20 protein-coding genes are annotated in these 22,146 nt (G+C 47.9%); 8 read left to right on the top strand and 12 right to left on the bottom strand.

The genetic code is table 11. The annotated features are described in order from the left end of the window. Positions 1-35: 35 nt before the first annotated feature. Complete coding sequence (locus GS398_RS09485; protein ID WP_369410249.1) at positions 36-563, top strand: hypothetical protein; 528 nt, start codon at positions 36-38, stop codon at positions 561-563. Here the strand turns inward: GS398_RS09485 and GS398_RS09480 are convergent. Both GS398_RS09480 and GS398_RS09475 read right to left on the bottom strand, forming a co-directional pair. Then, positions 560-2,425: an LTA synthase family protein gene (locus tag GS398_RS09480; protein ID WP_160906524.1), complete on the bottom strand. Its 1,866-nt coding sequence runs from the start codon at positions 2,423-2,425 to the stop codon at positions 560-562. The genes GS398_RS09485 and GS398_RS09480 overlap by 4 nt on opposite strands. Before the next feature lie 61 nt (positions 2,426-2,486). Further along, complete coding sequence (locus GS398_RS09475) at positions 2,487-3,146, bottom strand: hypothetical protein (protein ID WP_160906523.1); 660 nt, start codon at positions 3,144-3,146, stop codon at positions 2,487-2,489. Between the two features lie 120 nt (positions 3,147-3,266). On the opposite strand from GS398_RS09475, the gene GS398_RS09470 reads away from it, so the two are divergent. Genes GS398_RS09470 through GS398_RS09450 form a run of 5 tightly spaced genes read left to right on the top strand, consistent with a single transcriptional unit; the run spans position 3,267 to position 10,115 of the window. Beyond that, positions 3,267-4,070 carry a PorV/PorQ family protein gene (locus tag GS398_RS09470; RefSeq protein WP_160906522.1) on the top strand — a complete coding sequence of 268 codons (804 nt, stop codon included), beginning with the start codon at positions 3,267-3,269 and terminating at the stop codon, positions 4,068-4,070. Further along, complete coding sequence (locus GS398_RS09465; RefSeq protein WP_160906521.1) at positions 4,060-6,105, top strand: helix-hairpin-helix domain-containing protein; 2,046 nt, start codon at positions 4,060-4,062, stop codon at positions 6,103-6,105. The genes GS398_RS09470 and GS398_RS09465 overlap by 11 nt, the downstream gene beginning before the upstream one ends. After that, entirely contained in the window at positions 6,087-8,231 is a 2,145-nt protein-coding gene (locus tag GS398_RS09460; protein WP_369410248.1) for a ComEC/Rec2 family competence protein, read from the top strand. Before GS398_RS09465 ends, GS398_RS09460 begins: the two co-directional genes overlap by 19 nt. Next, positions 8,231-9,007, top strand: coding sequence for an enoyl-CoA hydratase/isomerase family protein (locus GS398_RS09455; protein ID WP_160906519.1), 777 nt, complete (start codon positions 8,231-8,233; stop codon positions 9,005-9,007). Before GS398_RS09460 ends, GS398_RS09455 begins: the two co-directional genes overlap by 1 nt. Before the next feature lie 55 nt (positions 9,008-9,062). After that, positions 9,063-10,115 (top strand): metallophosphoesterase, encoded by a 1,053-nt coding sequence (locus tag GS398_RS09450; RefSeq protein WP_160906518.1) that lies wholly within the window; start codon positions 9,063-9,065, stop codon positions 10,113-10,115. 16 nt (positions 10,116-10,131) lie between these two features. Here GS398_RS09450 and GS398_RS09445 read toward each other — a convergent pair whose 3' ends face one another. Both GS398_RS09445 and GS398_RS09440 read right to left on the bottom strand, forming a co-directional pair. Further along, positions 10,132-11,013, bottom strand: a complete 882-nt coding sequence (locus tag GS398_RS09445) for a diacylglycerol/lipid kinase family protein (RefSeq protein ID WP_160906517.1) — start codon at positions 11,011-11,013, stop codon at positions 10,132-10,134. 27 nt (positions 11,014-11,040) lie between these two features. Then, positions 11,041-11,376, bottom strand: a complete 336-nt coding sequence (locus GS398_RS09440; RefSeq protein ID WP_160906516.1) for a MerR family transcriptional regulator — start codon at positions 11,374-11,376, stop codon at positions 11,041-11,043. A 112-nt stretch (positions 11,377-11,488) separates the two neighbouring features. On the opposite strand from GS398_RS09440, the gene alaS reads away from it, so the two are divergent. Beyond that, positions 11,489-14,128: an alanine--tRNA ligase gene (gene alaS / locus GS398_RS09435; RefSeq protein ID WP_160906515.1), complete on the top strand. Its 2,640-nt coding sequence runs from the start codon at positions 11,489-11,491 to the stop codon at positions 14,126-14,128. On the opposite strand, the gene GS398_RS09430 is transcribed toward alaS, so the two are convergent. From GS398_RS09430 to GS398_RS09420, 3 genes are read right to left on the bottom strand one after another with little or no spacing between them, the layout of a single operon-like run. Continuing rightward, entirely contained in the window at positions 14,129-14,779 is a 651-nt protein-coding gene (locus tag GS398_RS09430; RefSeq protein WP_160906514.1) for a uridine kinase family protein, read from the bottom strand. Beyond that, a complete protein-coding gene (locus GS398_RS09425; RefSeq protein WP_160906513.1) occupies positions 14,769-15,656 on the bottom strand; it encodes a septal ring lytic transglycosylase RlpA family protein in 888 nt (295 codons plus the stop codon). Before GS398_RS09425 ends, GS398_RS09430 begins: the two co-directional genes overlap by 11 nt. A gap of 27 nt (positions 15,657-15,683) precedes the next feature. Further along, the gene (locus GS398_RS09420; protein ID WP_160906512.1) at positions 15,684-16,439 is read right to left on the bottom strand and encodes a DUF4905 domain-containing protein; all 756 of its coding nucleotides are present in this window, start codon (positions 16,437-16,439) and stop codon (positions 15,684-15,686) included. Positions 16,440-16,579: 140 nt separating this feature from the next. Here GS398_RS09420 and GS398_RS09415 point away from each other — a divergent pair, with 140 nt between their 5' ends. Next, entirely contained in the window at positions 16,580-18,400 is a 1,821-nt protein-coding gene (locus tag GS398_RS09415) for a UbiD family decarboxylase (protein WP_160906511.1), read from the top strand. Here GS398_RS09415 and bioD read toward each other — a convergent pair. From bioD to GS398_RS09390, 5 genes are all read right to left on the bottom strand, one after another. After that, positions 18,345-18,959: a dethiobiotin synthase gene (gene bioD / locus GS398_RS09410; RefSeq protein WP_160906510.1), complete on the bottom strand. Its 615-nt coding sequence runs from the start codon at positions 18,957-18,959 to the stop codon at positions 18,345-18,347. The two genes, GS398_RS09415 and bioD, sit on opposite strands and share 56 nt — an antisense overlap. After that, the gene (locus GS398_RS09405) at positions 18,956-20,080 is read right to left on the bottom strand and encodes an aminotransferase class I/II-fold pyridoxal phosphate-dependent enzyme (protein WP_237488151.1); all 1,125 of its coding nucleotides are present in this window, start codon (positions 20,078-20,080) and stop codon (positions 18,956-18,958) included. The genes bioD and GS398_RS09405 overlap by 4 nt, the downstream gene beginning before the upstream one ends. Positions 20,081-20,157: 77 nt before the next feature. Continuing rightward, the gene (locus tag GS398_RS09400) at positions 20,158-20,544 is read right to left on the bottom strand and encodes a DUF4890 domain-containing protein (protein ID WP_160906508.1); all 387 of its coding nucleotides are present in this window, start codon (positions 20,542-20,544) and stop codon (positions 20,158-20,160) included. A gap of 244 nt (positions 20,545-20,788) precedes the next feature. Then, positions 20,789-21,259, bottom strand: coding sequence for a Spy/CpxP family protein refolding chaperone (locus GS398_RS09395; protein WP_160906507.1), 471 nt, complete (start codon positions 21,257-21,259; stop codon positions 20,789-20,791). Positions 21,260-21,338: 79 nt separating this feature from the next. Continuing rightward, the gene (locus GS398_RS09390) at positions 21,339-22,115 is read right to left on the bottom strand and encodes an XRE family transcriptional regulator (protein ID WP_160906506.1); all 777 of its coding nucleotides are present in this window, start codon (positions 22,113-22,115) and stop codon (positions 21,339-21,341) included. Positions 22,116-22,146 lie beyond the last annotated feature (31 nt).

The following is a 22,146-nucleotide window of genomic DNA, read 5'->3' as shown; positions in this document are numbered from 1 at the left end:
TGCGGCATGCGCGTTGGCTGAATACACTTTCGTTGATGGAAAATACCGGGGCACGCAAGATCTCGGCTTCGGAACATAAAACTGCGGTTACCTTGATCATCTTAAAACACGCGGCAGAAGAACACCGGCACGCTTACTATCTAAAAAAACAGATCGATAAGCTATCCCCGGTAACTTGCCCGGACTACCGCGATGAGTACTTGCTCGCACCCGGAGAAAGCCGCTTTTACCTGAACAAACTGGACGTAGAGGTTTGCCGGTATCTAAAAGCAACGTTAAGTCTCTCGGGCGCGGAGCTTCGCTTTGCCGCATACCTATTGGTTACCTACGCGATTGAGGTGCGTGCGGATGCGCTTTATCCCGTTTACCAGGAGGTGCTTGAGGAAACCGGCAGCAAGGTGAATGTGAAGTCGATCATCCTGGAAGAGGAGGGGCACCTCGAGGAAATGCTCCACCAGCTCCGGTTGTTTTCCACAGAGTGGGAACAATTCGCGGATGTTGCTGTGGAAATCGAGACCCGGCTTTTCAATGATTGGTTGCAAGCGCTGAAGATCGTCGCTTAATAGTTCATATAGTCGCTAAATACCTGCTGCATACAAGCTTTGCCAACCCTGGAAAGGGAGTCATCTGTTTTTTTATCAACTTTGTTCTTCCGGTAGATCAGGTGTTTGCCAATATTGTCGAAAGAAATGGTCTGTTGGGGTGTCGCAAAACCGAATCCATTATCCCAGTTGTAAAATGCGAAAGCGGGCGTGCCGGGGTTAAATACATCCTTACTCCACTTAAATGAGGCAGACGGAAGGTTCAGTTGCCCAAGCAACGTAGCGGCGATGTCGGTTTGACTCATGATCTTATCGGCCACCTTACCTTTAAAGGACTCTTTAATGGGTTCTCCGACCACCAGCAAAGGAATGCGGAAACGGTGGGGGTCATGGATCTCGTACTGCTCTTTAGGCAAGTGATGTCCGTGGTCGGCTACTATTACGAACAATGTGTTGTGATACCATGGCGCTTTCTTCGCCTTTCGAAAATAATCTCCCAGGCAGGAGTCTGCATAGAATGCCGTACTCCTGAACTTGTTAGGAATATCTTTCCCCGGAAACTTCGAAGCAACGGGAAGTTCAAACGGTTCGTGGTTAGTAAGGGTTAGCAGGGTGGAGAAAAATGGCTGCGGTTCTTTTTCCAGGTCCAGTAATTGTTTGTTAAAAACCACGTGATCATAGGCACCCCATTTCGAGTTCATATCCGCGCTGTTAAAAGCGTGTTTATCCACAAGTCGTTTTACGGAATGGCTCAGCATATACGATTTCACATTGAAAAACTCGCTTTCACCGCCATAATAGAAGGAGGTATGGTACCCATTTGATGAAAGCTCACGGGAAAGAGCGGGGAGATGCTCTTGTTTCGAATTAAAGTTGATGATACTCCTGATCGCCTGTGAAGGAAAACCGCTGAGCACGGCGATCATGCCTTTATCGGTCCGGTCGCCGGCGGCGTATGCATTGGTAAAGCGAATACCTTGCTTCCCAAGCGCCTCCATATTAGGATCGATGCCCTTTTCGCCACCCAGATATTCAACCACGTCAGCGGTGTAACTTTCTAATATGATGATCACCACATTCGGCCGGTTATTGCTAAGTATATTGATACGACTGCTATCCGGGTCGGTTTTGAAGAGGTCAGCGACAACCCGGGCAGATTCTTTGGGTGCGAAATAGTTATAGGGATTCTTTTTCCCGTATTTGTTTTTCAGGATGTCGCGCATCAGTGTCCATTCCGTATTAATGGCCGCGTGGTTCAGGAAGGGCTTGTCGGAAAAATAAGCCATGCTTTCGTTCATCGGCGACAGTTGCCAGCCGCCGCGGATCGCCAGGAAATTAATACCTGCCAGTAAAACGCAGCAGGCCACGCGGATCCACGGTTTAGGATACGCAGGTACCTTGTAAATAATGATCTTCTTCTCCAGCCACAATATTATGGCGGCAAACGCAAAGAAGATCAGGAAAGAGTAAAAGATCGGGGAGGATGCGCTCGACGCGAAGGCTTCGTTTGGCGTGCTGAACAGGAAGTCAAGCGCCTTAAAATTGATCTTGGTACTCCATTCCCGGTAGATGTTAAAGTTTGCGATCGTGAGGATCCCAAATATCGCTACCCAAAACCGGGTGTAGATCTGCAGCGGCTTTTTTGAAATCTCCAATTTGGGATTTGTCCAGGCAAAGAAAAATCCCAATAAAGGTAGCACGCAAATATAACCGGTCATGGAGACGTCCATCCACAAACCGTAGATAAACGTTTTTGAAATCTCGAGCGCCGGCAGTCCTTTTAGCCGGGATGGGAAATAAACCAGGAACAGGACCCGGTCGAGAAAAAAAAAGACCAGCCAAAAAAGAAAATAGCGGCCTAAAACAACAAGACTTTTCAACATCGCCGCAAAAATACTGTTTTATGCAGGTGTTGAAAAGCCTTGATACAAATGTTAGGACCGGTTAACCACCGGTCATTATTTTAGTGAGATCTTGTATAGCGATCGATTGGAAATCCTTCGGTGTGGAAAACGTGCCCGCAGCAACAGGGCCGGCTTTAAGTTCCTTGAAGGTTACTTTGATAGTCAATCCGTTGGCTTGCGCAGCCGTAAAGACAAGTGGTAAACCTAACGATTCGTCGATCTGGGCGGTCAGGGAGTTTTGTACCACGGAAACATCTTTCGTAAACCAGGCTTCACTGGATACCCCGGTCTTTTTGTTCTTCTGGTCGTATTTTAATGCTTTATAGCCACCGATAGTTTTTGTCTCGGTTCCGGCGGTATAAGCATATTCGGGGAGCGCCATTAATCCTTCTTCCTGTTGGGCCGGCGTAAAGCTGACGTATACCTTCTTAACACCAGCCTCTAACAGCAGGCGCATAAATGAAGCATTGATATCGGTAATTACGGACGTAGTCGACCGGGTGGATACCTGCACACTTTTCGCGGAGTCACCTTTGAAATATACGGTTGCTTCGCGCGGAAAAAAAGATGCATAAGGCTTCATTGCGTCCGGTAACTGGTATTCGACGGTGTAAATGATCGTACCCTCTTTGATTTTCTCCTGTGCGAATGCCGCTGTGGCAAATACGAAGGCTAGCGCACTTAGTATGATTTTTTTCATCTGGTTTATTGGGTTTATTAACACTTAGATGAATGTGGATAATAAATGTTACGGATAAATTTATTAACAATTTTATTGCTTATTTGTGTTATTAATTAATTTTGAAGAAAATTATTTGAGATGTCAAAATGGTATTTGTTTTCGGTTTGCGCTATTGGTTGCGCCGCCGATTTAATGGGGCAATCAAATGCGGGCGCACGGTTGTGTGCCCTGGGAGGGTCGGGAGTATCCGTTCGGGATGAATGGAGCCTTATATCGAACCCCGCGGGGTTGGCGGCGATACGGAAGGCGGTATTACTGGTATCTTCGGAATCAATATTGACGGATCCCGTGCTTTCTACGCAAGCGGCCGCGATATTGGTCCCGGTTAAAAGTTATACCACTGGTATACATATCAGGAGTTATGGATTTGCGGGATATAAAGAGCAGCGTGCGGGACTCGCCGTGGGAAAGCGATTCGGCCCGAAGTTATTGATAGGAGCAAATTTTAACTACCACCAGGTTGCTGTAACAGGTTACGGAACGGCATCCGCATGGTCTGCAGACTGGGGAGTGCAGTACGTTTTGAACAAGCGGTATGTGTTTGGCGCACAGGTCTCAAATCCCGCTCGTAATAGTTATGTGCGGGAACTCTCATCAGGTATCCCCGTAAAGATAGGTTTTGGAGGATCATGTTTTTTCTCCGACAAGGTACTGGTTACATCTGCACTTCAGAAAACGCTCGACGGGGAAACCGAGTGGTGTTACGGATTGGAGTATACACCGGCCAGGTGGTTTGCGCTTCGGGGAGGCGTTACCACCGGATCCGTTCATTATTCCGGCGGGGCCGGGTTTCAGTATAGGCAATTTAAGATAGATACCGCGGCCATTATACGTTCTGACCTGGGCAATTCATCTCAAATATCGATCAGTTATGAATTCTAATTTGATCGTCCTGAAGGTAATGGCGCTTTTGCTGATCGCGGGGGTAACAGGTGCCGCTCAAAATAACCCCGCCGAAGATCCATCGATACAAGAAGCGTTGGAAGCTGCCGCGGAATATGGAAATGAAAGCGCGGATTATACAGTACTGGCAGAACACCTTGCTTACCTCCGCAAACACCCGGTTGATCTGAATGATGCTGCGAGGTCCGAGCTGGCGGAACTAGGCTTCCTGTCTCCCCTGCAGGTGAACGCTCTTTTATCGCATCGAAGCGAGCACGGCGCTTTTATCGACCTGCTGGAACTGCAGGGATTAGATGGCTTTGGACTGGATGTGATCAGGCTGATGTTACCTTTTATTGCGCTTCACCCGGTAAACCCTCTCAGTAAATTGACCTTAGGGAAAATGATCACGCACGGCGAACACGAGATGCTGATGAGCTATGGTCGTATCGTTGAACGTCAGCAAGGTTATCTCCGCAACGACAGCGGTGTAAGTGCTTATCCTGGGTCGCCCGCGCGGCTGTCCGTCCGGTACCGCTATAAGTACGGGAACTTGTTAGGGGTATCGATGACCATGGAAAAAGATCCTGGGGAAGAATTCTTTTCGGGAAAGCAGCATGCCGGTTTCGATTTTTACTCGGGAAATATCTTCGTCAGGCAGAACCATACAAAAATAGTTCTCGGAGATTACAGTCTTCAATTCGGGCAAGGTCTCTCTTTATGGTCAGGCACTTCGTTTGGAAAAGGTGGCGCAATTTCCACCATTCCCCGGCAGGGAACAGGACTGAAACCCTATTCCTCTGCCGGTGAAGTACTATTCTTCAGGGGAGCAGCCACTTCGGTAAGCTGGAAACGATTTGGTGTTACTACATTTATTTCTTCGAGAAACGAAGATGCGGAAGTTGAAGGTGAAAATAAGGAAGTTTCTACCATCAGCAAGACCGGGTTGCATCGCACCGGGACAGAGACCGATCGAAAGGGAATGCTCACCCATCGGTTGACGGGAGTTAACCTGGTATATGCCGCCCCCCATTTTTCAATCGGTGTCATTAATTATTATACAAGATTTAATCATTCCATTGCCGCCGGTAATTATCAATATAGCAAATATGCTTTTTCTGGTAATTCGCTGGTTAACAATGGCTTTTACTTTCAGTGCAATTGGCGGAATACTTATTTCTTTGGTGAGGCAGCACAGAGCGATCCGGGTGGCGGTGCCGGCGTTTGTGGGGCGATAGCAAGTCTTTCACCCGGGATTGCGATGGTAGTCCTATATAGAAATTACCAGGAAGATTTCCATTCATTTTTTAACCAGGCGGTCTCTGAGGCTAGTACCGCGGTTAACGAAAAAGGGCTCTATGAAGGGTTGTCTATCTCGCTTAACAGGAACCTGGAGCTGCAGGCTTATACGGATTATTTTAAGTTTCCCTGGTTAAGGTACCGGGTGGACGGACCATCACAGGGCTACGAACAGTTCGTGCAGCTTAATTATAATTACAAGAAATCGTTAAAGATCAGTTTTAGGTATCGTAACAGGAAGAAAGAGGAGAATGGCGACGAAAATACGCCCGTTACTTTTCTGCAACCTGTTGAAAAGCGTAATTGTCGCCTGGAGGCCGATCTTCAACTCGCCAGGAACCTGGAGATTCGCAACAGGGTCGAGTGGGTAAGGTATGCTAAAGGACCGGCGACGGCCGAATCCGGTTACCTGATGTTCCAGGATCTTGTGGCTGCACCGGCAGGATCGCGATTTTCAGGCAATATGCGCTTCGCGGTTTTTGATACGCCTTCATTTAATTCCCGTGTATACGCTTACGAGAACGATATTTTGTATGGGTATTCGGTACCGGCCTTCCAAAATAGCGGTACGCGTTTTTACATAAATCTGAGGTTCAGGCTCTCCCGCCACGTAGATGTATGGTTTCGTTACGCCGTGACGCGTTATACACACCTGGATGAAATTGGCTCAGGCATGGACCGGATAACCGGGAATCGTAAACAGGATTTTAAGGTACAATGCAGGTTTGCGCTATGATGTCGATGTCAAGGCACGAAATTCCGTTTGTTCGTTTATTACTGCCATTGACGGCAGGAGTCGTTGCTGCAATAACGGCGGGCGGAGATCTGTATCTTAAGGCGTTGCTGGGATCGCTTGTTTTATTTAGCTTTTTATTCGTCCTTTTATGTGTTGTGGCTTATCAGGAGTGGGGCTTACACAGGTTTAGATGGTTACCAGGTCTGACGATATACGGTTGCCTGTTTTTTGCAGGCTATTTCCTCACCTTAGAACGCTGCGAGCGAATGGAGAGATCTCATTTTAGCAATAAAACAGCGGACGCGTTTGTCGTTAGGATTTCGTCGGAACCAGTCCGAACAGCCGCTGTTACCCGGTTCGAGTGCGAGGTTATATTCGCGCTGCGTAGCCATAGGTTGCATAAAACGACCGGGAGAATTCAACTGATGGTAAAAAATGATTCCGCATTTTTTTTATATGGAGATCTGTTCCTGGTTCCGTCCGTTTACCAGGAAGTAGCGACCGCGTTAAATCCTGCGGAATTCGATTACAGCAAGTTCCTGGCGAATAGGGCGATTTATCACCAGGCGTTTTTAAATAGAGCGGATATGAGGCTATTGAGACGGGATACAGGCAGCCCGCTGATTGCCAGGGCGTTTGCTATAAGGCAGAAAATGGTAGCCAAGTACGCGGCGTATATCCACGATGCAGACGCCGCCGCATTGGCGTCGACCCTTATTCTGGGTTATCGGGCAGGCCTCGATCGTGAAATAGTGAATGCCTACTCGAAAACAGGTACCACACATGTATTATCAGTCTCCGGGATGCATGTTGGCATTGTGTTCCTGGTACTTGTAATGTTATTAAAGTTTATGGACAGGTCGATTACACTGAGAATAATACGCGCGGCGCTGGTAATCGTTCTGATCGCAGGATATGCTATATTAACAGGCTTATCCCCGGCAGTATGTCGGGCTGCGCTAATGTTAAGCTTCGTAGTGATTGCAAAAGCGGTCAATCGCGATATGAATAGTTACAACCTGGTAACCACTTCCGCTTTTTTACTGCTGCTGTATAACCCGTATTTACTCGTCGACGCAGGATTCCAGCTTTCTTACCTGGCAGTGCTTGGATTGATAGCGATCTATCCCGCTGTATATGAAAAGATCTTTTTTAAAAACCGCATAGCGGATAAGCTCTGGAGTTGTACAGCGGTTTCCATAGCGGCGCAATTGGCCACATTTCCGCTTAGCGTTTATTATTTTCACCAGTTTCCCGTGTATTTTCTGATAAGCAATATTTTTATCTTATTACCGGTGACGATTTTAATGTATGCCGGGTTGCTTTTCCTGTTCTTGCCGGGGCCGTCAGTCCTTGAGCCTTTTGGATGGATTTTGGAAAAGATCATTTCCTTTATGAACCATGGGTTGATGTACCTGGAAAAGCTGCCCTGGGCAACAGCGGATGGCCTTTGGATCAGCTCCCGGGAATGTTTGATATGGTACCTGCTGCTGATCGCTACAGGGGCATATTATATAAAAAGACAGCTGCTGCCAAAATATCTTGCCCTTGTGTGTATCAGCTTGCTTGTGCTTATTAACAGTGTCAGGCATTTTACGGCGATAAAACAACAGCGCGTGATCGTGTACAGCCTGAGAGGCGCCCAGGCGATCAGCTTTGTACAGGGCAGATTTGCCTATGTCTTAACAGACCTGTTACAAACAGACAACCTGTACAATTTTTCTGTTAAACCGTCCCTTTCCGCTGCGCACGTTGCCTGGATTGAGAGAATTCCGTTTAACAAAGTGAAAAGTGACCGTTTTCTTTTTACAGACGGGGTTTTTCTGAAATTCAGAGATTTTAAGATGCTGATATGCGATAGTATGTTTATTACCAGGCGGTACCGTGACCCTGTCAGCGTCGACCTGGTGATGATCAGGGGAAGCCCCGCGGTATCTCTGCAGGAGCTTTCATCCGGTGTGAAAGCGACGGAGTTTATTATCGATGGGAGTAACCGGCCATATCTTATCAGGCAATGGCAGGAAGAGGCGAAACTATTAAATATCCGCACGTATTTACTAAAGAAACACCAGGCCCGGCAGATAGATCTCAAAAGCTTAACTTTGAGAAAGTTGAATAAAGGCTAATGAATCAATTGATAAAAATCGATATCCAGGACAAAGTGGCACACCTCACGCTGGATCGTCCGGAGAAGAGAAATGCGCTGAATCCGGCAATGATCGCTGGGTTAAAGAACGCGTTTACGATGCTGGAATCGGATGACAACATCAGGGTGATCCTGCTGAAAGCGACTGGAACTATTTTTAGTGCCGGCGCAGATCTTGGATACCTTCAGCAACTTCAGCAGAACTCATTCGACGAGAACCTGGCAGATTCCGCTTTGATGAGGGAAATGTTGTATACGGTCTGGTCATCCGCTAAAATCGTGATTGCGCAGGTAGAGGGGCATGCAATTGCGGGCGGTTGCGGACTTGTATCGGTATGCGATTTTGTTTTCGCCACACCTGAGGCAAATTTTGGTTATTCGGAAGTAAAAATTGGGTTTGTTCCTGCAATAGTCGCCAGTTTTCTTGTCGATAAGGTCGGGAAATCGCGTGCATCGGAACTGTTGTTGAGCGGGGCGACGGTCCCGGCAAATACGGCAAGCAGGTATGGGCTTGTTAATTTTATAGCAGAACGGAATTCGATCGCATCGGAAGCGAACGCCTATGCTGTAAAATTGAGCAACGAAACATCTGCAGAATCGATCAGGAGAACTAAATCACTGTTACGGGCGACCAGGGACCTTTCTATGGAAGCTTCGCTGGACCAGGCAGTAAAAGCAAACGCAGAATCGCGGGAGACAGCGGACTTTAAAAAAGGGATACAGTCATTCCTGGAAAAGCAAAAGTTATCATGGTAGCAACAAGTTTAAAATAACCTTGTTATCACTCGATGAAATTAGCCTTGCATGCCTGATGACCGATGAAATACCAGTACCCTTTGAAGTTTTTCTGGTAGGAGACACCGGCGGTATTAACCGCACAAAACCGGACCCTGTATTGGAAACTTTGAAGGCGCACCTTATTCCCCGACAGGAATCGGCCGTGATCTTTCTTGGAGACAACGTGTACCCCCGCGGTTTGCCGGAGCCAGGCCATTTGCTGCGAAAGGATGCGGAAGCTACGTTAAAAGCGCATCATGAAGCATTGAAGGATTATCATGGTAAAGTAGTTTTCATCGGTGGCAACCACGATTGGAATAAGGGACGATCAAATGGCTACGATTATATCGTTCGGCAGGAAAAGTACATCGAGAAGCTTTTCGGAGGTAAAAACGTTTTCTTGCCAACCAATGGCTGTCCTGGCCCCACCGAGCTTAATGTGAGTCCTCATCTAACGATGATCATGATCAATACACAATGGTGGATGCAGAAAAATCCACGACCGGTCGGTAAACAGTTTGGATGCCGTGTCTCATCGGAAGATGATTTCTTCAAACAGCTTGAGGATATGATCGAAGAAAATAAGCACCGCCATATTTTAGTGGCCGGCCATCACCCGGTATATAGCTATGCCATACATGGCGGCAAATTTAAGCTGAAGCATCATATTTTCCCGCTGACATTGTATGACCCGGACGCTTATATACCCTTGCCTTTCATTGGCTCGTTGCTGCCACTATACCGGAAATGGTTGGGAGCGAAAGAAGACATGTCGCACCCCCGCTACCGTGGTATGCGAAACAAATTGAAGGAACTTTTTGCCAGGTACCCTAACCTGATCTATGCTTCCGGGCATGAACATAACCTTCAATATATTCACAAGAACCTTAACCATTTTATCGTAAGCGGGGCGGGATCAAAGCTTAAGTATGTGCTCCAGAACGGACGACATTTAGAATTCGGGCAAAAATGTAAGGGTTTTTTTAAGCTGCGATTCGAGAATGACGGCTCGGTGACCACATCTGCCTGGACGGTCGACCGGGCAAACGCACAAGGACAGCGGATCTTTGAAAAAAAGTTAATGTAAACCTGTGCGGTTGAGGTTAACCCTTTAGCTGTTCCGGCATAATTACGGTTAACGCCTGATGGATCATTTCGATCCTGATATGTTTGGTCTTTCCGATGACTTCACCGTCAACCTGCAGCACCGTTCTTCGATTGGAATAGATCAGTGCCTTTTCACAACTGATCACCCGCACATACTCCGATGTATCGAGCGTACCATTAAACATCTTCCATACAATGGAAAGTAACTTTCGCTGGGGAAATGGCTTGACGATCACTAACTCGAATTTTCCGTCGTCAAGCTTTCCGGTAGGATTGATCACTGCACCTGTTCCGTATTTTGACGCATTAGCGAAGGTAAGTGAAACAGCACGAAAGGTGACTTCCTGCAAGTCGTGGGTGATATAAAAAGTGTATTTCCTTAGCAGGAACACTTCACTAAATAAATGACGGGCGTAGGTAAACAGACCACGGGAGGTGCCATGTTCAAATCGCTTTACGATGCGGGCATTTAACCCGACATCCGCAAGGTGCACACAGATTTTACCATTTATGCTAAGAAGGTCGATCTTTTTCTTCCGGCCGTGGATAAGGGTTTTTAACGCCGTGTTTATGTTTTCGATGCGGAGTTCCCGGGCCATTCCGTTTGCGGAACCAGTGGGGATGATCGCAAGTGGAATGGATTTCCCGTTAAGCAGCCTCGCCAGCAGGTTAACGGTTCCATCTCCTCCAGCACAAGCGATAATGTCTGGTGAACAGGCGTCGATATCCTGTAGAATAGCCCATTCTTCATCACGCGATCTCATCTTGTGGATGACATAGGTAAAATCATCCAATGCCGCCTGTTCCGCTATTAACTGCTCCAGCGTTCCCCTGGCATTTGTGCCCGACTTCGGGTTAATAATGAAAAGGACTTTCAAGTGGTTGTCGGGAAGATATTGTTAAAGCTAAAGTTGCTCTTTCACCCCGAGCAAAAATTCCTTCAGCCGCTCCAGCGAATCGATGATTTTTTGGTTCTCTTTAATGTCGGTACGATTTGCTTTCAGGTGATCTTTCGCTCCTTGTAAAGTGAATCCCTTTTCCTTTACCAGGTGAAAGATCGCCTTCAGGTTTTCTACGTCTTCCGGAGAAAAGAGGCGATTTCCTTTCTTGTTTTTTTTGGGATTGAGGATCTCAAATTCCCGCTCGTAAAACCTGATCTGGGAAGGATTAACATTGAACATGCTGGTTACTTCCCCCATCGTATAGTATAACTTGCTGATCTCTCGTTCTTTATATGGCATTTGGTTGGAGGTTAGACGTTTAAGATTGATGTCAAACGCTTCACTTAAAACATAACGAAGATAGGGTAAGTTCTTACAACATTCTTCTAACTTTGCACAAATTTTACCAAAAATGACCACGAAAGAGATCAGGAAGGCTTTTTTAGATTTTTTTGAAAGTAAAGGACACCAGGTAGTGCCATCCGCGCCGATCGTTGTGAAGGATGACCCGACGCTGATGTTCACCAATGCGGGGATGAACCAGTTTAAAGATCTCTTCCTCGGTGAAGCGGTCGTGAAATATCCGCGTGTGGCCGATACCCAGCGCTGCCTCCGGGTTTCGGGTAAACATAACGACCTGGAGGAAGTAGGTATCGATACTTATCACCATACGATGTTCGAGATGCTGGGCAATTGGAGCTTCGGCGATTACTTTAAAAAAGAAGCCATTGAATGGAGTTGGGAACTGCTCACTAAAGTATATCGGATCCCGGAGGACCGGCTGTATGTGACTGTATTCGAGGGCGATGAGAAAGAAGGGCTTCCCCGCGACCAGGAAGCGTATGATTTGTGGAAGCAGTTTGTGCCGGCCGAACGGATCATTCTTGGCAATAAAAAAGACAATTTTTGGGAAATGGGCGACACCGGTCCCTGTGGGCCTTGTTCTGAAATCCATGTGGATTGCCGCCCTCCCGGAAGCCGCGCCAAAGGCGATGGCGCAAGCCTCGTAAACCACGATGATCCCCAGGTGATCGAGATCTGGAATAATGTATTCATGCAGTTTAACCGGCTGAAAGATGGTTCGTTACAGCCGCTGCCTGCTAAGCATGTCGACACAGGGATGGGCCTGGAGCGGCTGGTGCGCGTGATGCAGGAAAAAACGTCAAATTATGATACCGACGTTTTTCAGCCACTGATCCAATTCGTTGCAAGCGAAGCAAAAGTAACCTATGGAACGGATGAGAAACTGGACATAGCGATGCGCGTAATGGCCGACCATGTACGGGCTATTGCCTTCGCCGTTGCCGATGGCCAGCTGCCGTCCAATAATAAAGCTGGATATGTGATCAGGCGGATCCTCAGGAGAGCGGTAAGATATGCCTACCAATACCTCGGCTTTAAAGAGCCGGTGTTAAATAAGCTGGTGCCAATTTTGGCGAAACAGTTTGAAGGGGTTTTCAAAGAACTGGAATCACAGCAGGATTTTGTGCAGAAGGTGATACAGGAGGAGGAAATCGCCTTTTTACGGACGCTCGCAACCGGCATACAACGTTTTGACAATTATATTTCGCAACCTGCATCAACCGGTTCGCACGGGGAAGAACAGGTGATCAGTGGTAGGTTCGCTTTCGAGCTTTCAGATACTTTTGGTTTCCCCCGCGATCTCACCGAGCTGATGGCACGTGAAAAAGGATGGACGGTAGATGTTGCCGGGTACGAACAAGCGCTGCTCGGGCAAAAAAATCGCTCCCGGGCTGCTACGGCCATTGATACGGGCGATTGGCTTTTGCTGCGGGACGATGAGGGTGTTACATTTACCGGTTATGATGAACGTGAAACGGTAGCGCACATCGTTAAATATAGAAAAGTGACGGCGAAAGGCAGGGATCAATACCAGTTGGTGCTGGATAAAACACCTTTCTATGCGGAAAGCGGTGGCCAGGTGGGCGATACCGGCGAACTGGTGTTCCCCAACGGAGAAATTGTTCATATCACCGATACGAAAAAGGAAAACGGCCTTATCGTTCACTTTGCCGATCGTTTGCCCAGCAACCCTTCCGATGCGCTCACGGCGATCGTTGATGGTAAACGCCGGACAAATATCGAAAGCAACCATACGGCAACACATTTGCTGCATGCCGCTATGAAACAGGTGCTAGGCGCCCACGTGAATCAGAAAGGTTCCTTGGTTAACGGAGACTACCTGCGATTTGACTTTTCTCATTTTAGTAAAGTAACCGGGGAAGAGATCGCGCAGATCGAGGCGATCGTGAATGAAAAGGTCCGTGAGAATATCCCACTCGGGGAAGAGCGCGAAGTAGCCTATCAATTGGCGGTGAGCAGCGGCGTAACTGCCCTGTTCGGCGAAAAATATGGAGATTTTGTCCGCGTGATCACCTTTGATGAACAATTTTCGAAGGAGCTCTGCGGCGGTACGCACGTGAAGGCTACCGGCCAGATCGGCTTCTTCAAGATCGTTTCTGAAAGTGCGGTGGCAGCAGGAGTGAGGCGTATCGAAGCCATTACAGGCGAAACTTCGGAAATCTTTATTAATCAGCAGTTGACATTGGTTAGCGACCTGAAGACCCTGTTGAAGAATCCCGGAGAGATCGCGAAGTCGGTTGAAAACTTATTGGAGGAGAATAACCGGCTGCGTAAAGAATTAGAGAAGGGCGTCGTGGAAAAGGCCGCGGGTTTAAAACATGACCTGGTAAATAAGGTCGAGCAGGTAAACGGCATAAACTTCATTTTAGCGAAAGTAGACCTTCCGAACCCGGAAGCAATCAAAAACCTGGCTTATAACCTGAAGGACATTGTTACCGACCTGTTCCTGGTGCTGGTGGCCGACCTGGATGGAAAGCCGAATATCACGGTAATGATCAGCGAAAATGTAGTAAACGAACGCGGGCTGCACGCCGGAAATATCATTAGGGATCTTGCAAAAGAAATCCAGGGCGGCGGCGGCGGCCAGCCGTTTTATGCCACAGCCGGCGGCAAAGATGTTAACGGACTGGATAACGTGCTGAAAAAGGCACGGACCTTTATGGGCTGATCACCCCCCGATCCGTTTTGGCAGAACGGATTCACGAAGCTCATTCGAAATTGATTCGGTGATCCTGATAATATCTTCGGCAACGTGGGTATTATTGGTGATCACTTTTTGGCAGCCCGGCTTGTACGGTAACAAGAATTCACGGTAAGCCGGCATCACATGATTTATCCATTTGTACATCACGTCTTCCTCGAAATAACCACGTTCAATCAGGTCGCGTTTTAACCGCCGCTTCAGCGCGATCTCCTCTTCGGTATCTATAAAGATTTTCAGGTCCATTAACGAGGCGATCTCCTGGAAATGCAGAATAAAGAGCCCTTCAATGATCAGCACCGGGGCGGGCTTGATCTCCAGCAACTTAGGAACGGCATTGGGGTTATTAAAAGTATATTCTTTTTTATACACCGTTTTGCCCTCTATAAGATCCTGGATGTCCTTCAAAAAATGGGAATCATCAATGGTCGACGGCAGGTCGAAATTGTAGAGCTTGTTCTCTTCCTGTGTCATCTCGCCGGCCGGGATATAGTAATCATCCTGGGAAACGAGACATACCTCGTCTTTATTAAAATGGTTCAGGAAGCAATGAAGAAAGAAAGTTTTGCCCGAGCCGCTGCCCCCGGCGATGCCGATCACATAAGGTTTAATTGTCATTCGAAACGCCGTATACGATAGTTATCTGGAAACGTTTATCCAATATTCCGATCCGGTCGGCTACTGCTTTGGTGATCACGATGATCACGTCTTTCGTAGTCTCGTTTTCAGTGAATTTTCCGAGTACTTTCACATAAGCGCTTATTCCCGTCATCGGATTCGTTACTTTGATCACGGTTCCGGGAGGAACGGACCGGTGAAGCGCAAGCATCTTCGAGCCGTCAAGGTTTTCGTCCGCGATCCATACGCCGACACCGCGCTCATCATGTTCGCGCAGTCCATACTTGTTTTGCTTCAATTTAGCGTCTACCGTATTCGTATCTGGTGGCGCTATCACCGTTTTTGGCTCATTTTGTACCGGGGCCGGTGTAACGACCGGGGCTTTCTTTTCCTCGGGAGCCACAGCCTGCCCCGGCGCCTGTTGCCTGACTTTGAGCACCTGGCCGACAACCAGGTTGTTGTCTTTCAGGTTATTTAGTTCCGAGAGGTCTTCTACCGTAGTGTTAAACCGCTTGGAAATGGCATATAGGGTCTCTTTTGGCCCCACTTTATACTCAATAATGGGAGCATCTTTTTGAACCGCCGGCTTTCCGTCGCCTGCCTGTACCTGTTTCGGATGCTCAAAAGGTCTTTCGGTCGGAATTTTAACCAGCATTCCCGGTTTAAGTGCTTTCGAATCATTAAATAACTGGATGGTTTTAGCCGGGATGCTGAACTTCCTGCCTAGCTGGTAATAGGTGTCTTTCGCCTCGACTTTATAAATGATCACTTCTTTCCCGTTTGAGTTTTCCACACCAATCGAATCGACAATGGATCCGGCAAAAAGAGAAGTGGAAAAGCTAAGGAAAAGGAAGGTGAATAGATATCTGAACTGCATTAGTTGAGCATTAATAAACGGTTGCAATTATACTAAATACGAAACAATTTCAACCTTGTTCCTTATACAGAACAATTGGTTGCTGTGGATAAAGAACGCTTCGGGATTAAATTTTTGTATGTTTTCGTCCAAAAAAACGCGAATCACCGGTGCGTTATCCTTCATGATCAAGAGTACCTGGTCATATTTGCCCTGCCTTTCACGGTGATAAGCCCAGCATGTTTTGTCGCCTGCCAAGGCATATAATACCGGTCCCGCTGCGTCAGCAATAAATGCGGGCAGCGGCATTGCCGACGGCCATACTTGTGGAAAACGAATATCCTGGATAATTGGTGCAGGTAACCCGTTCTGCACCACGGTCGTCTCTCCGGTAACCGGCGACAGCAGCTGCAGGCGTTTGGGTGTGAAGCTGGTGGCGTAGGCCATTAAACCGTCTTCGGTGACGTGATCGAGCGCCATATGGTGTTGCTGCCACGCAATACCTCCCGTAAAGGCATGGATCGCTACGATCCCTTTTCGCTCCGGTGTATTCCCGGCAGCATAGCCGTGCAGGAAGACCATGCCCTCATGCACCTTGTCGAGACCGAACCACCAGCTATGTTCGGGGCTGACTTCCCTGAAATAGCAATGCCCGGTCCTAAAGTTAAAAGCAGAGAACGCCGCGGCACGCGACGACGCATCCCGCGATTCGATGGCGATCATATCCTTTCTTCCGTCAATTTCGACCTTCCAGATTATGCCGCTGAATTTTTCATGCAGCAGTATTGTCGGTAAACCTTGCATTGGCCAAAACTAACTCATTAGTATGTCAAAAAGGTATTTGGAATGGCCCATTTTAAACGAATCAATCGCAACTACGTGGATGGCTCGTGCTTTTTGCGGAAAAAAATAGATGAAATCAGCGATCCTTATACCTTTGCCGTATGGGTTATAAGAATCTGCGGGAATGTATTACTGATCTCGAACATCATGGCCACCTGATCCGGGTCTGCGAAGAAGTTGATCCTTTTCTTGAAATGGCCGCCATTCACCTGCGCGTCTATGAGCAGCAGGGGCCTGCCATCCTTTTCGAGAACGTAAAGGGAAGCAAGTTCCCGGCGGTATCCAACCTTTTCGGAACGCTCGACCGGTCTAGATTTATGTTCAGGGATACCCTGGAGAAGATAAAGGTACTGGTGGACCTTAAAAATGACCCCGTACAAGGCATCCGTAACCCCTTTAAGTATTTAAATGTTGCCCTTACCGCCTTTTCGGCATTGCCGATGAAGGTAGGCACTCACGCGCCGGTAAGTTATGGAAGGACAACGATCGGCGAACTGCCGCAAATAGTAAACTGGCCGCTTGACGGAGGGGCATTTGTTACCATGCCGCAGGTTTATACCGAAGACGCCGATAAGCCGGGCATCATGCAGGCAAACCTGGGAATGTATCGCATCCAGTTATCTGGTAATGAGTATATTCCAGACAGGGAAGTGGGGCTTCACTACCAGCTGCACCGCGGCATCGGGATCCATCAGGCAAAGTCGAATGCCAAAGGGCAGCCGCTGAAAGTGAGTATCTTTGTAGGCGGGCCTCCTTCGCATCCCCTGGCGGCCGTGATGCCGCTGCCTGAGGGTCTCTCCGAAATGACTTTTGCTGGTGCGCTTGGAAATCGCAGGTTCAGGTATTTTTATGATTCGGAGGGTTTCTGCATATCCGCCGATGCGGATTTTGTGATCACGGGTACGGTATATCCGCAGGAAAATAAGCCGGAAGGTCCCTTTGGCGATCACCTGGGATATTATAGCCTTACCCACCCGTTCCCGTTGATGAAAGTGCACAACGTATACCATCGTAAGGATGCGGTTTGGTCTTTCACTGTCGTGGGAAGACCGCCCCAGGAAGATACGAGTTTTGGTGCGCTGATCCATGAGATTTCGGGTGCCGCCATTCCAAAAGAGATTCCCGGGCTGCACGAAGTGAATGCGGTAGATGCTGCTGGTGTACACCCGCTATTGTTTGCTATCGGGAGCGAACGGTATACGCCATTTTTAGCAGACCGGCGTCCCCAGGAACTGTTAACTATCGCAAATCATATCCTTGGAAAAAACCAGCTAAGCCTGGCTAAATATGTGTTGATCGCCTGCCGGGAAGACGATCCGGGGCTGCATACACATGATGTCGGGAAATTTTTAAAGCACATGCTGGAACGGGTTGATTTTCGACGCGACCTTCATTTTTATACGCGTACCACCATCGATACACTGGATTATAGCGGAACGGACCTGAATGCAGGTTCGAAAGTAGTTATTGCCGCCGCCGGGCCTCCATTGCGCGAATTGAAAAGTGAGTGGCCCGCCGATACTGCGCTTCCCGACTTGTTTACCGCCCGCTATTTTGCGATGCCGGGTGTAGTAACACTGCAGTCGCCCGCCTATACAAATGTGGAGAAAACAACGGATGAGATCAGGCTGCTGGAGGAACGTTTAAAAAACGAAGATCTTTCTGGAATAGCGATACTTGTTTTATGTGATGACGCCGCTTTCGCCGCCCAAACCCTGGATAATTTAGTGTGGATAACTTTTACGAGAAGCAATCCATCCCACGACTTGTTCGGCATCGGCAGCTTTACAGAGCACAAGCATTGGGGCTGCAGAGGCCCGCTGATCATTGATGCACGAAAAAAACCGCACCATGCACCCGAGCTGATCAAAGATCCTTCCATAGAAAGGAAAGTGGACCAACTGCTGACGAAATATCTATAGGCGACATTTTCGGAATGCGTCCGAGGTAAAAGATATCTGAGTATTGCAGGATATATTTTTCTGAGGAATGGTCTGCATCACCATTAAAAATAATTCCTTTTACCGCGACCCCGTGCATTCTCAATACCTCCAGCGATAGCAAGGTGTGGTTAATGCTGCCGAGATAATTAGCGGAAACCAGTACCACCTCCGCATCAAACTTCTTGATGAGGTCGAGCATCAGGAAATGATCGTTAATAGGTACCATCAAACCGCCCGCGCCTTCAATAACCAGGCGGTTACCTGTTTCAGGAATGTTGATCCGTTCAGGATCCAGCGTGATCCCATCCAGCGCTGCCGATTTATGGGGAGAAAAAGGCTGCGTTAACCGGTAGGCTTCGGGATGAAACCCCGATCTGGGATTTATAACCAAGCCCTGTACCGTCATCGTATCAGTTTGTTCAAGATCGCCGGCCTGGATAGGCTTCCAGTAATCGGCCTGCAGTAGTTCGGTTAACACAGCCGAAACGATAGTTTTGCCGATCCCCGTGCCGATTCCGGTAACAAAAATTGGTTTCATAGGTGATTTTGTAATGTGTTAATTAAACCGCTGATCTCTTCATCGCTGTTGAAGGTATGCAGGCAAACCCTTAGCCGCTCTTTGCCGGCGGGCACAGTGGGATGGAGGATGGCTCGCACGTCAAATCCATGACTTGCCAGCTTTAACGAAAGTCCCTTGGTCCGTTCATTACCGCAAGTAATAATGCCCTGGATGGCCGATTGGCTGTCGGAGATCGCTACCGGCAGGTGGCGGCTAAGCGCCTGGAATAAGGAAATCTTTTTTTCGATAGACACCTGGTGGTCGGTTTCCTGTAAATATTGGTAAGCCATTTTTACCGAAAGGTGAGTATAAAATGCCGCAGCGGTAGAATAAACGAATGAGCGGGCAAAGTTAATGAGATACGAACGAAGCGCCCGGCTTCCCACCACGATCGCACCATGGCAGCCCAGTGCCTTGCCGAAGGTAATTACACGCGCGAGCGCTGTGTTCTGCAAACCGTGCAGGTTTACGCAGCCCCGCCCGCCCGGTCCTTTAATACCTACCGCATGTGCTTCATCAACGATCAAACCGGCTCCATATTTTTCTGCCAGTTCGGCGATCTCGTTCAACGGTGCTTCATCGCCATCCATGGAATAAACGCTTTCCACGGCAATGTATATCCTGCCTTTCGCAACTTTGAGCTTTTCTTCCAGGCTTCCGGGATCGTTATGTTTAAAAATGTACTTGTTGGCATGGCTCATCCTTGCGCCGTCTATTACAGAAGCGTGGATCAGCTCATCGGTGATAATGGTGTCGCCGCGTTGCGCCAGTGAAGAAAATAATCCAACGTTAGCCGCATAGCCGGAGTTAAATATTAAACCTGCCTCCTCCTGGTGGAAATCGGCTATTTGCTGTTCAAGATCCTCTGTAAATGTGTCGTTTCCCGAAATTAAGCGAGATCCGGTGGAACCGGTTGTATAGCCGGGATTCGCGTCTAAGCCTGCCAGGACCATTTCTTTTAATCTTGCGGAGGAAGCAAAGCCGAGGTAGTCGTTCGAACAGAAGTCAACCAGGCTGGCAGGCGGACGAAGTACGCGCAGCGCATTGTCCAGCTCACGCTGGTATAGCCTGGCTTTGATGTGGTTTGTTATACTTTCCAATCGTGAATATTTGACCAAAAATAAGAAAGCGGCACTGTAAACAATGCCGCTTTCGATATTCATAGGATTAAATAGAACTACACTTTCTGCTTACCGGGATGGTTTTTGCCTTTTCGGCCGGCATGTTTAGCATGGCGATCTGCCTTTATTTTTTGGTATGCTTTTTTCTGGTCGCTATTTAACACGGAAAGCAATTTGTTTTCGTTGGCTTCCGCCGATTTTTTCCACTCTTGTTTGTCTGCTTTTCCGCGCTTTCCGTTCATAGTCTTAGCGCGGTCAAGATTAATGGCGTATATTTTCTCGCGTTGGGCGGAAGATAGCGAAAGGCTTTTATCCAGGTGAGCGGTCATTTTTTCTGCGCGTTGCTCCGGGGTCGCCTGCTCTCTTTTTCCGGGACCCGTTTGTGCCATGGCTGCCCCGGTAACGGCCAGGAACAGTGCGGCGGTGATCATTAACTTCTTCATATCTCTTGTTTTTGTATATATGATAGAGTGTATGAAACGACGATGGTTTAAGCGGGAGAGTGTTAAAAAGTGTTAAAGAGTAGCAGTGGATCATGCGATAAATCTTGGGAGAGCCACAAAAGGAGGAGGAATAGGCCGGATCTACCCGATAATATTACATGATCCATAGTCCTTCCCCACAGTTATGCCCAAGCAAAAAGCCCCCGGCCATTGGCCGGGGGCTCTTAAGTCCTAACGACTTTAATTAGTTGTTAGCCGGACGCTGACCGCCTTGGCCGCCACCCTGGCCACCTCTGCCGCCGAAGCCGCCACCAAGGATGCCTGTAGCATTGGGGTTTCTTTCTTTTGCAGCTGCCAATGCAGCATCATAAGCTTTTTTCTGCTCTGGAGTTAACCATGAAATAAGCGCGGTTTCTGCCGGAGCGGTAAAAGCCGTCATTTTTGGCATAAGAGCCATCATAGCATCCCTGTCGCCCTGTGGAGCTGTAGCTCTTAAGCTATCTATGGACTTGTTAGCCTTAACCAGCAACGGAAGCAATTTGGCTTTCTGGTCATCGGTAAGCGCCAGCGAAGTAAGACGCTGACCGTCAATTGTCATTTTTGCTCTTTCTTCCGGAGTTCCCATCGGACGGCCGCCGCCTTGACCACCACCCTGAGCCATGCTTAATGAAGCTGTGCTTACCAGCAGAGCAACAATAAATAGTACTTTTTTCATCTTTGGTTATTTTGATATTTTAGTAATAGACTCCTAAGGTATTGATAAGTTTAATTGGGTTGATAGTGATTTTTGTAACTTAGTTGTTGCCTTTTTGAAGCGTTGCGATCGATTTTTGCATTTGCGACATCATAGCGGTAAGGCTTTCCATCGTAGGCTCGGGTGTCGGCTCAGGGAAGCTGGTAGAAATATAGGCTTTTGAGCCCCAGATCTCCAGGATATCGTCGGCAGGAATGGAATAAGGTTCGTAGACCGTATTGTCTGATATTAGTTTGATGGACTTGTTTTCCCTGAATTTGCTGCCCGCACGTTTATAAACAATTCCTTCCGACTTACTGATCACGATGTATGTTTCGCCGATCTTAACATCGTTCCAGTTCTCCAGGTATTCGCCGATAATGATCGACCCCGGTTGGATAGGAAGCATGGAATCGCCGGTTAACTCGAACGCGCGATAGGTTCCCTGCCTAAAGATCGGCAGGTGGAATTTTGGCAGTTCCCCGATAAACTCGGGGTCTCCGTAACCATTGAGGTAGCCCGCGCTCGCTTTCACCGGTACTAATTCTATATTCTCCCGGTCGTGCTGATCCACCGAAATACTCAGGATCCGCAGGTTACCCGCATCGGTTTTTTGCCTTGGCTTCCACTTCTCGTTGATCTTCTCATTTACCAGCTCATCCATACTGAGCTCGTAAAAATCTGCGAACTTTTTTAGCAATTCATATTTCGGCTCTGCACGGTCTTCTTCATAAGCTCCTACAAGAGACCTCTTAATATCCATATTATCAGCGAATTGCTGTTGTGTTAGCCCTTTTTTCCTGCGAAGGAAACGGAGATTGGAGGAGATGTTGCTCATTTTAAAATAAATTTGGATTTACTAAATTAGT

This window comes from Hufsiella ginkgonis (assembly GCF_009834915.1).
Taxonomy (GTDB): Bacteria; Bacteroidota; Bacteroidia; order Sphingobacteriales; family Sphingobacteriaceae; genus Hufsiella; species Hufsiella ginkgonis.
The sequence above is the reverse complement of the archived record's forward strand: the minus strand, read 5'-3'. Positions and strand labels throughout refer to the sequence as shown.

What these genes read in the sequence shown, in the direction of transcription:
- GS398_RS09485 (WP_369410249.1), top strand. Translation starts at nt 36, where the DNA reads ATGGAAAATACCGGGGCACGCAAGATCTCGGCTTCGGAACATAAAACT.
- GS398_RS09480 (WP_160906524.1), bottom strand. Translation starts at nt 2,425, where the DNA reads ATGTTGAAAAGTCTTGTTGTTTTAGGCCGCTATTTTCTTTTTTGGCTG.
- GS398_RS09475 (WP_160906523.1), bottom strand. Translation starts at nt 3,146, where the DNA reads ATGAAAAAAATCATACTAAGTGCGCTAGCCTTCGTATTTGCCACAGCG.
- GS398_RS09470 (WP_160906522.1), top strand. Translation starts at nt 3,267, where the DNA reads ATGTCAAAATGGTATTTGTTTTCGGTTTGCGCTATTGGTTGCGCCGCC.
- GS398_RS09465 (WP_160906521.1), top strand. Translation starts at nt 4,060, where the DNA reads ATGAATTCTAATTTGATCGTCCTGAAGGTAATGGCGCTTTTGCTGATC.
- GS398_RS09460 (WP_369410248.1), top strand. Translation starts at nt 6,087, where the DNA reads ATGCAGGTTTGCGCTATGATGTCGATGTCAAGGCACGAAATTCCGTTT.
- GS398_RS09455 (WP_160906519.1), top strand. Translation starts at nt 8,231, where the DNA reads ATGAATCAATTGATAAAAATCGATATCCAGGACAAAGTGGCACACCTC.
- GS398_RS09450 (WP_160906518.1), top strand. Translation starts at nt 9,063, where the DNA reads ATGACCGATGAAATACCAGTACCCTTTGAAGTTTTTCTGGTAGGAGAC.
- GS398_RS09440 (WP_160906516.1), bottom strand. Translation starts at nt 11,376, where the DNA reads ATGCCATATAAAGAACGAGAGATCAGCAAGTTATACTATACGATGGGG.
- alaS (WP_160906515.1), top strand. Translation starts at nt 11,489, where the DNA reads ATGACCACGAAAGAGATCAGGAAGGCTTTTTTAGATTTTTTTGAAAGT.
- GS398_RS09430 (WP_160906514.1), bottom strand. Translation starts at nt 14,779, where the DNA reads ATGACAATTAAACCTTATGTGATCGGCATCGCCGGGGGCAGCGGCTCG.
- GS398_RS09425 (WP_160906513.1), bottom strand. Translation starts at nt 15,656, where the DNA reads ATGCAGTTCAGATATCTATTCACCTTCCTTTTCCTTAGCTTTTCCACT.
- GS398_RS09420 (WP_160906512.1), bottom strand. Translation starts at nt 16,439, where the DNA reads ATGCAAGGTTTACCGACAATACTGCTGCATGAAAAATTCAGCGGCATA.
- GS398_RS09415 (WP_160906511.1), top strand. Translation starts at nt 16,580, where the DNA reads ATGGGTTATAAGAATCTGCGGGAATGTATTACTGATCTCGAACATCAT.
- bioD (WP_160906510.1), bottom strand. Translation starts at nt 18,959, where the DNA reads ATGAAACCAATTTTTGTTACCGGAATCGGCACGGGGATCGGCAAAACT.
- GS398_RS09400 (WP_160906508.1), bottom strand. Translation starts at nt 20,544, where the DNA reads ATGAAGAAGTTAATGATCACCGCCGCACTGTTCCTGGCCGTTACCGGG.
- GS398_RS09395 (WP_160906507.1), bottom strand. Translation starts at nt 21,259, where the DNA reads ATGAAAAAAGTACTATTTATTGTTGCTCTGCTGGTAAGCACAGCTTCA.
- GS398_RS09390 (WP_160906506.1), bottom strand. Translation starts at nt 22,115, where the DNA reads ATGAGCAACATCTCCTCCAATCTCCGTTTCCTTCGCAGGAAAAAAGGG.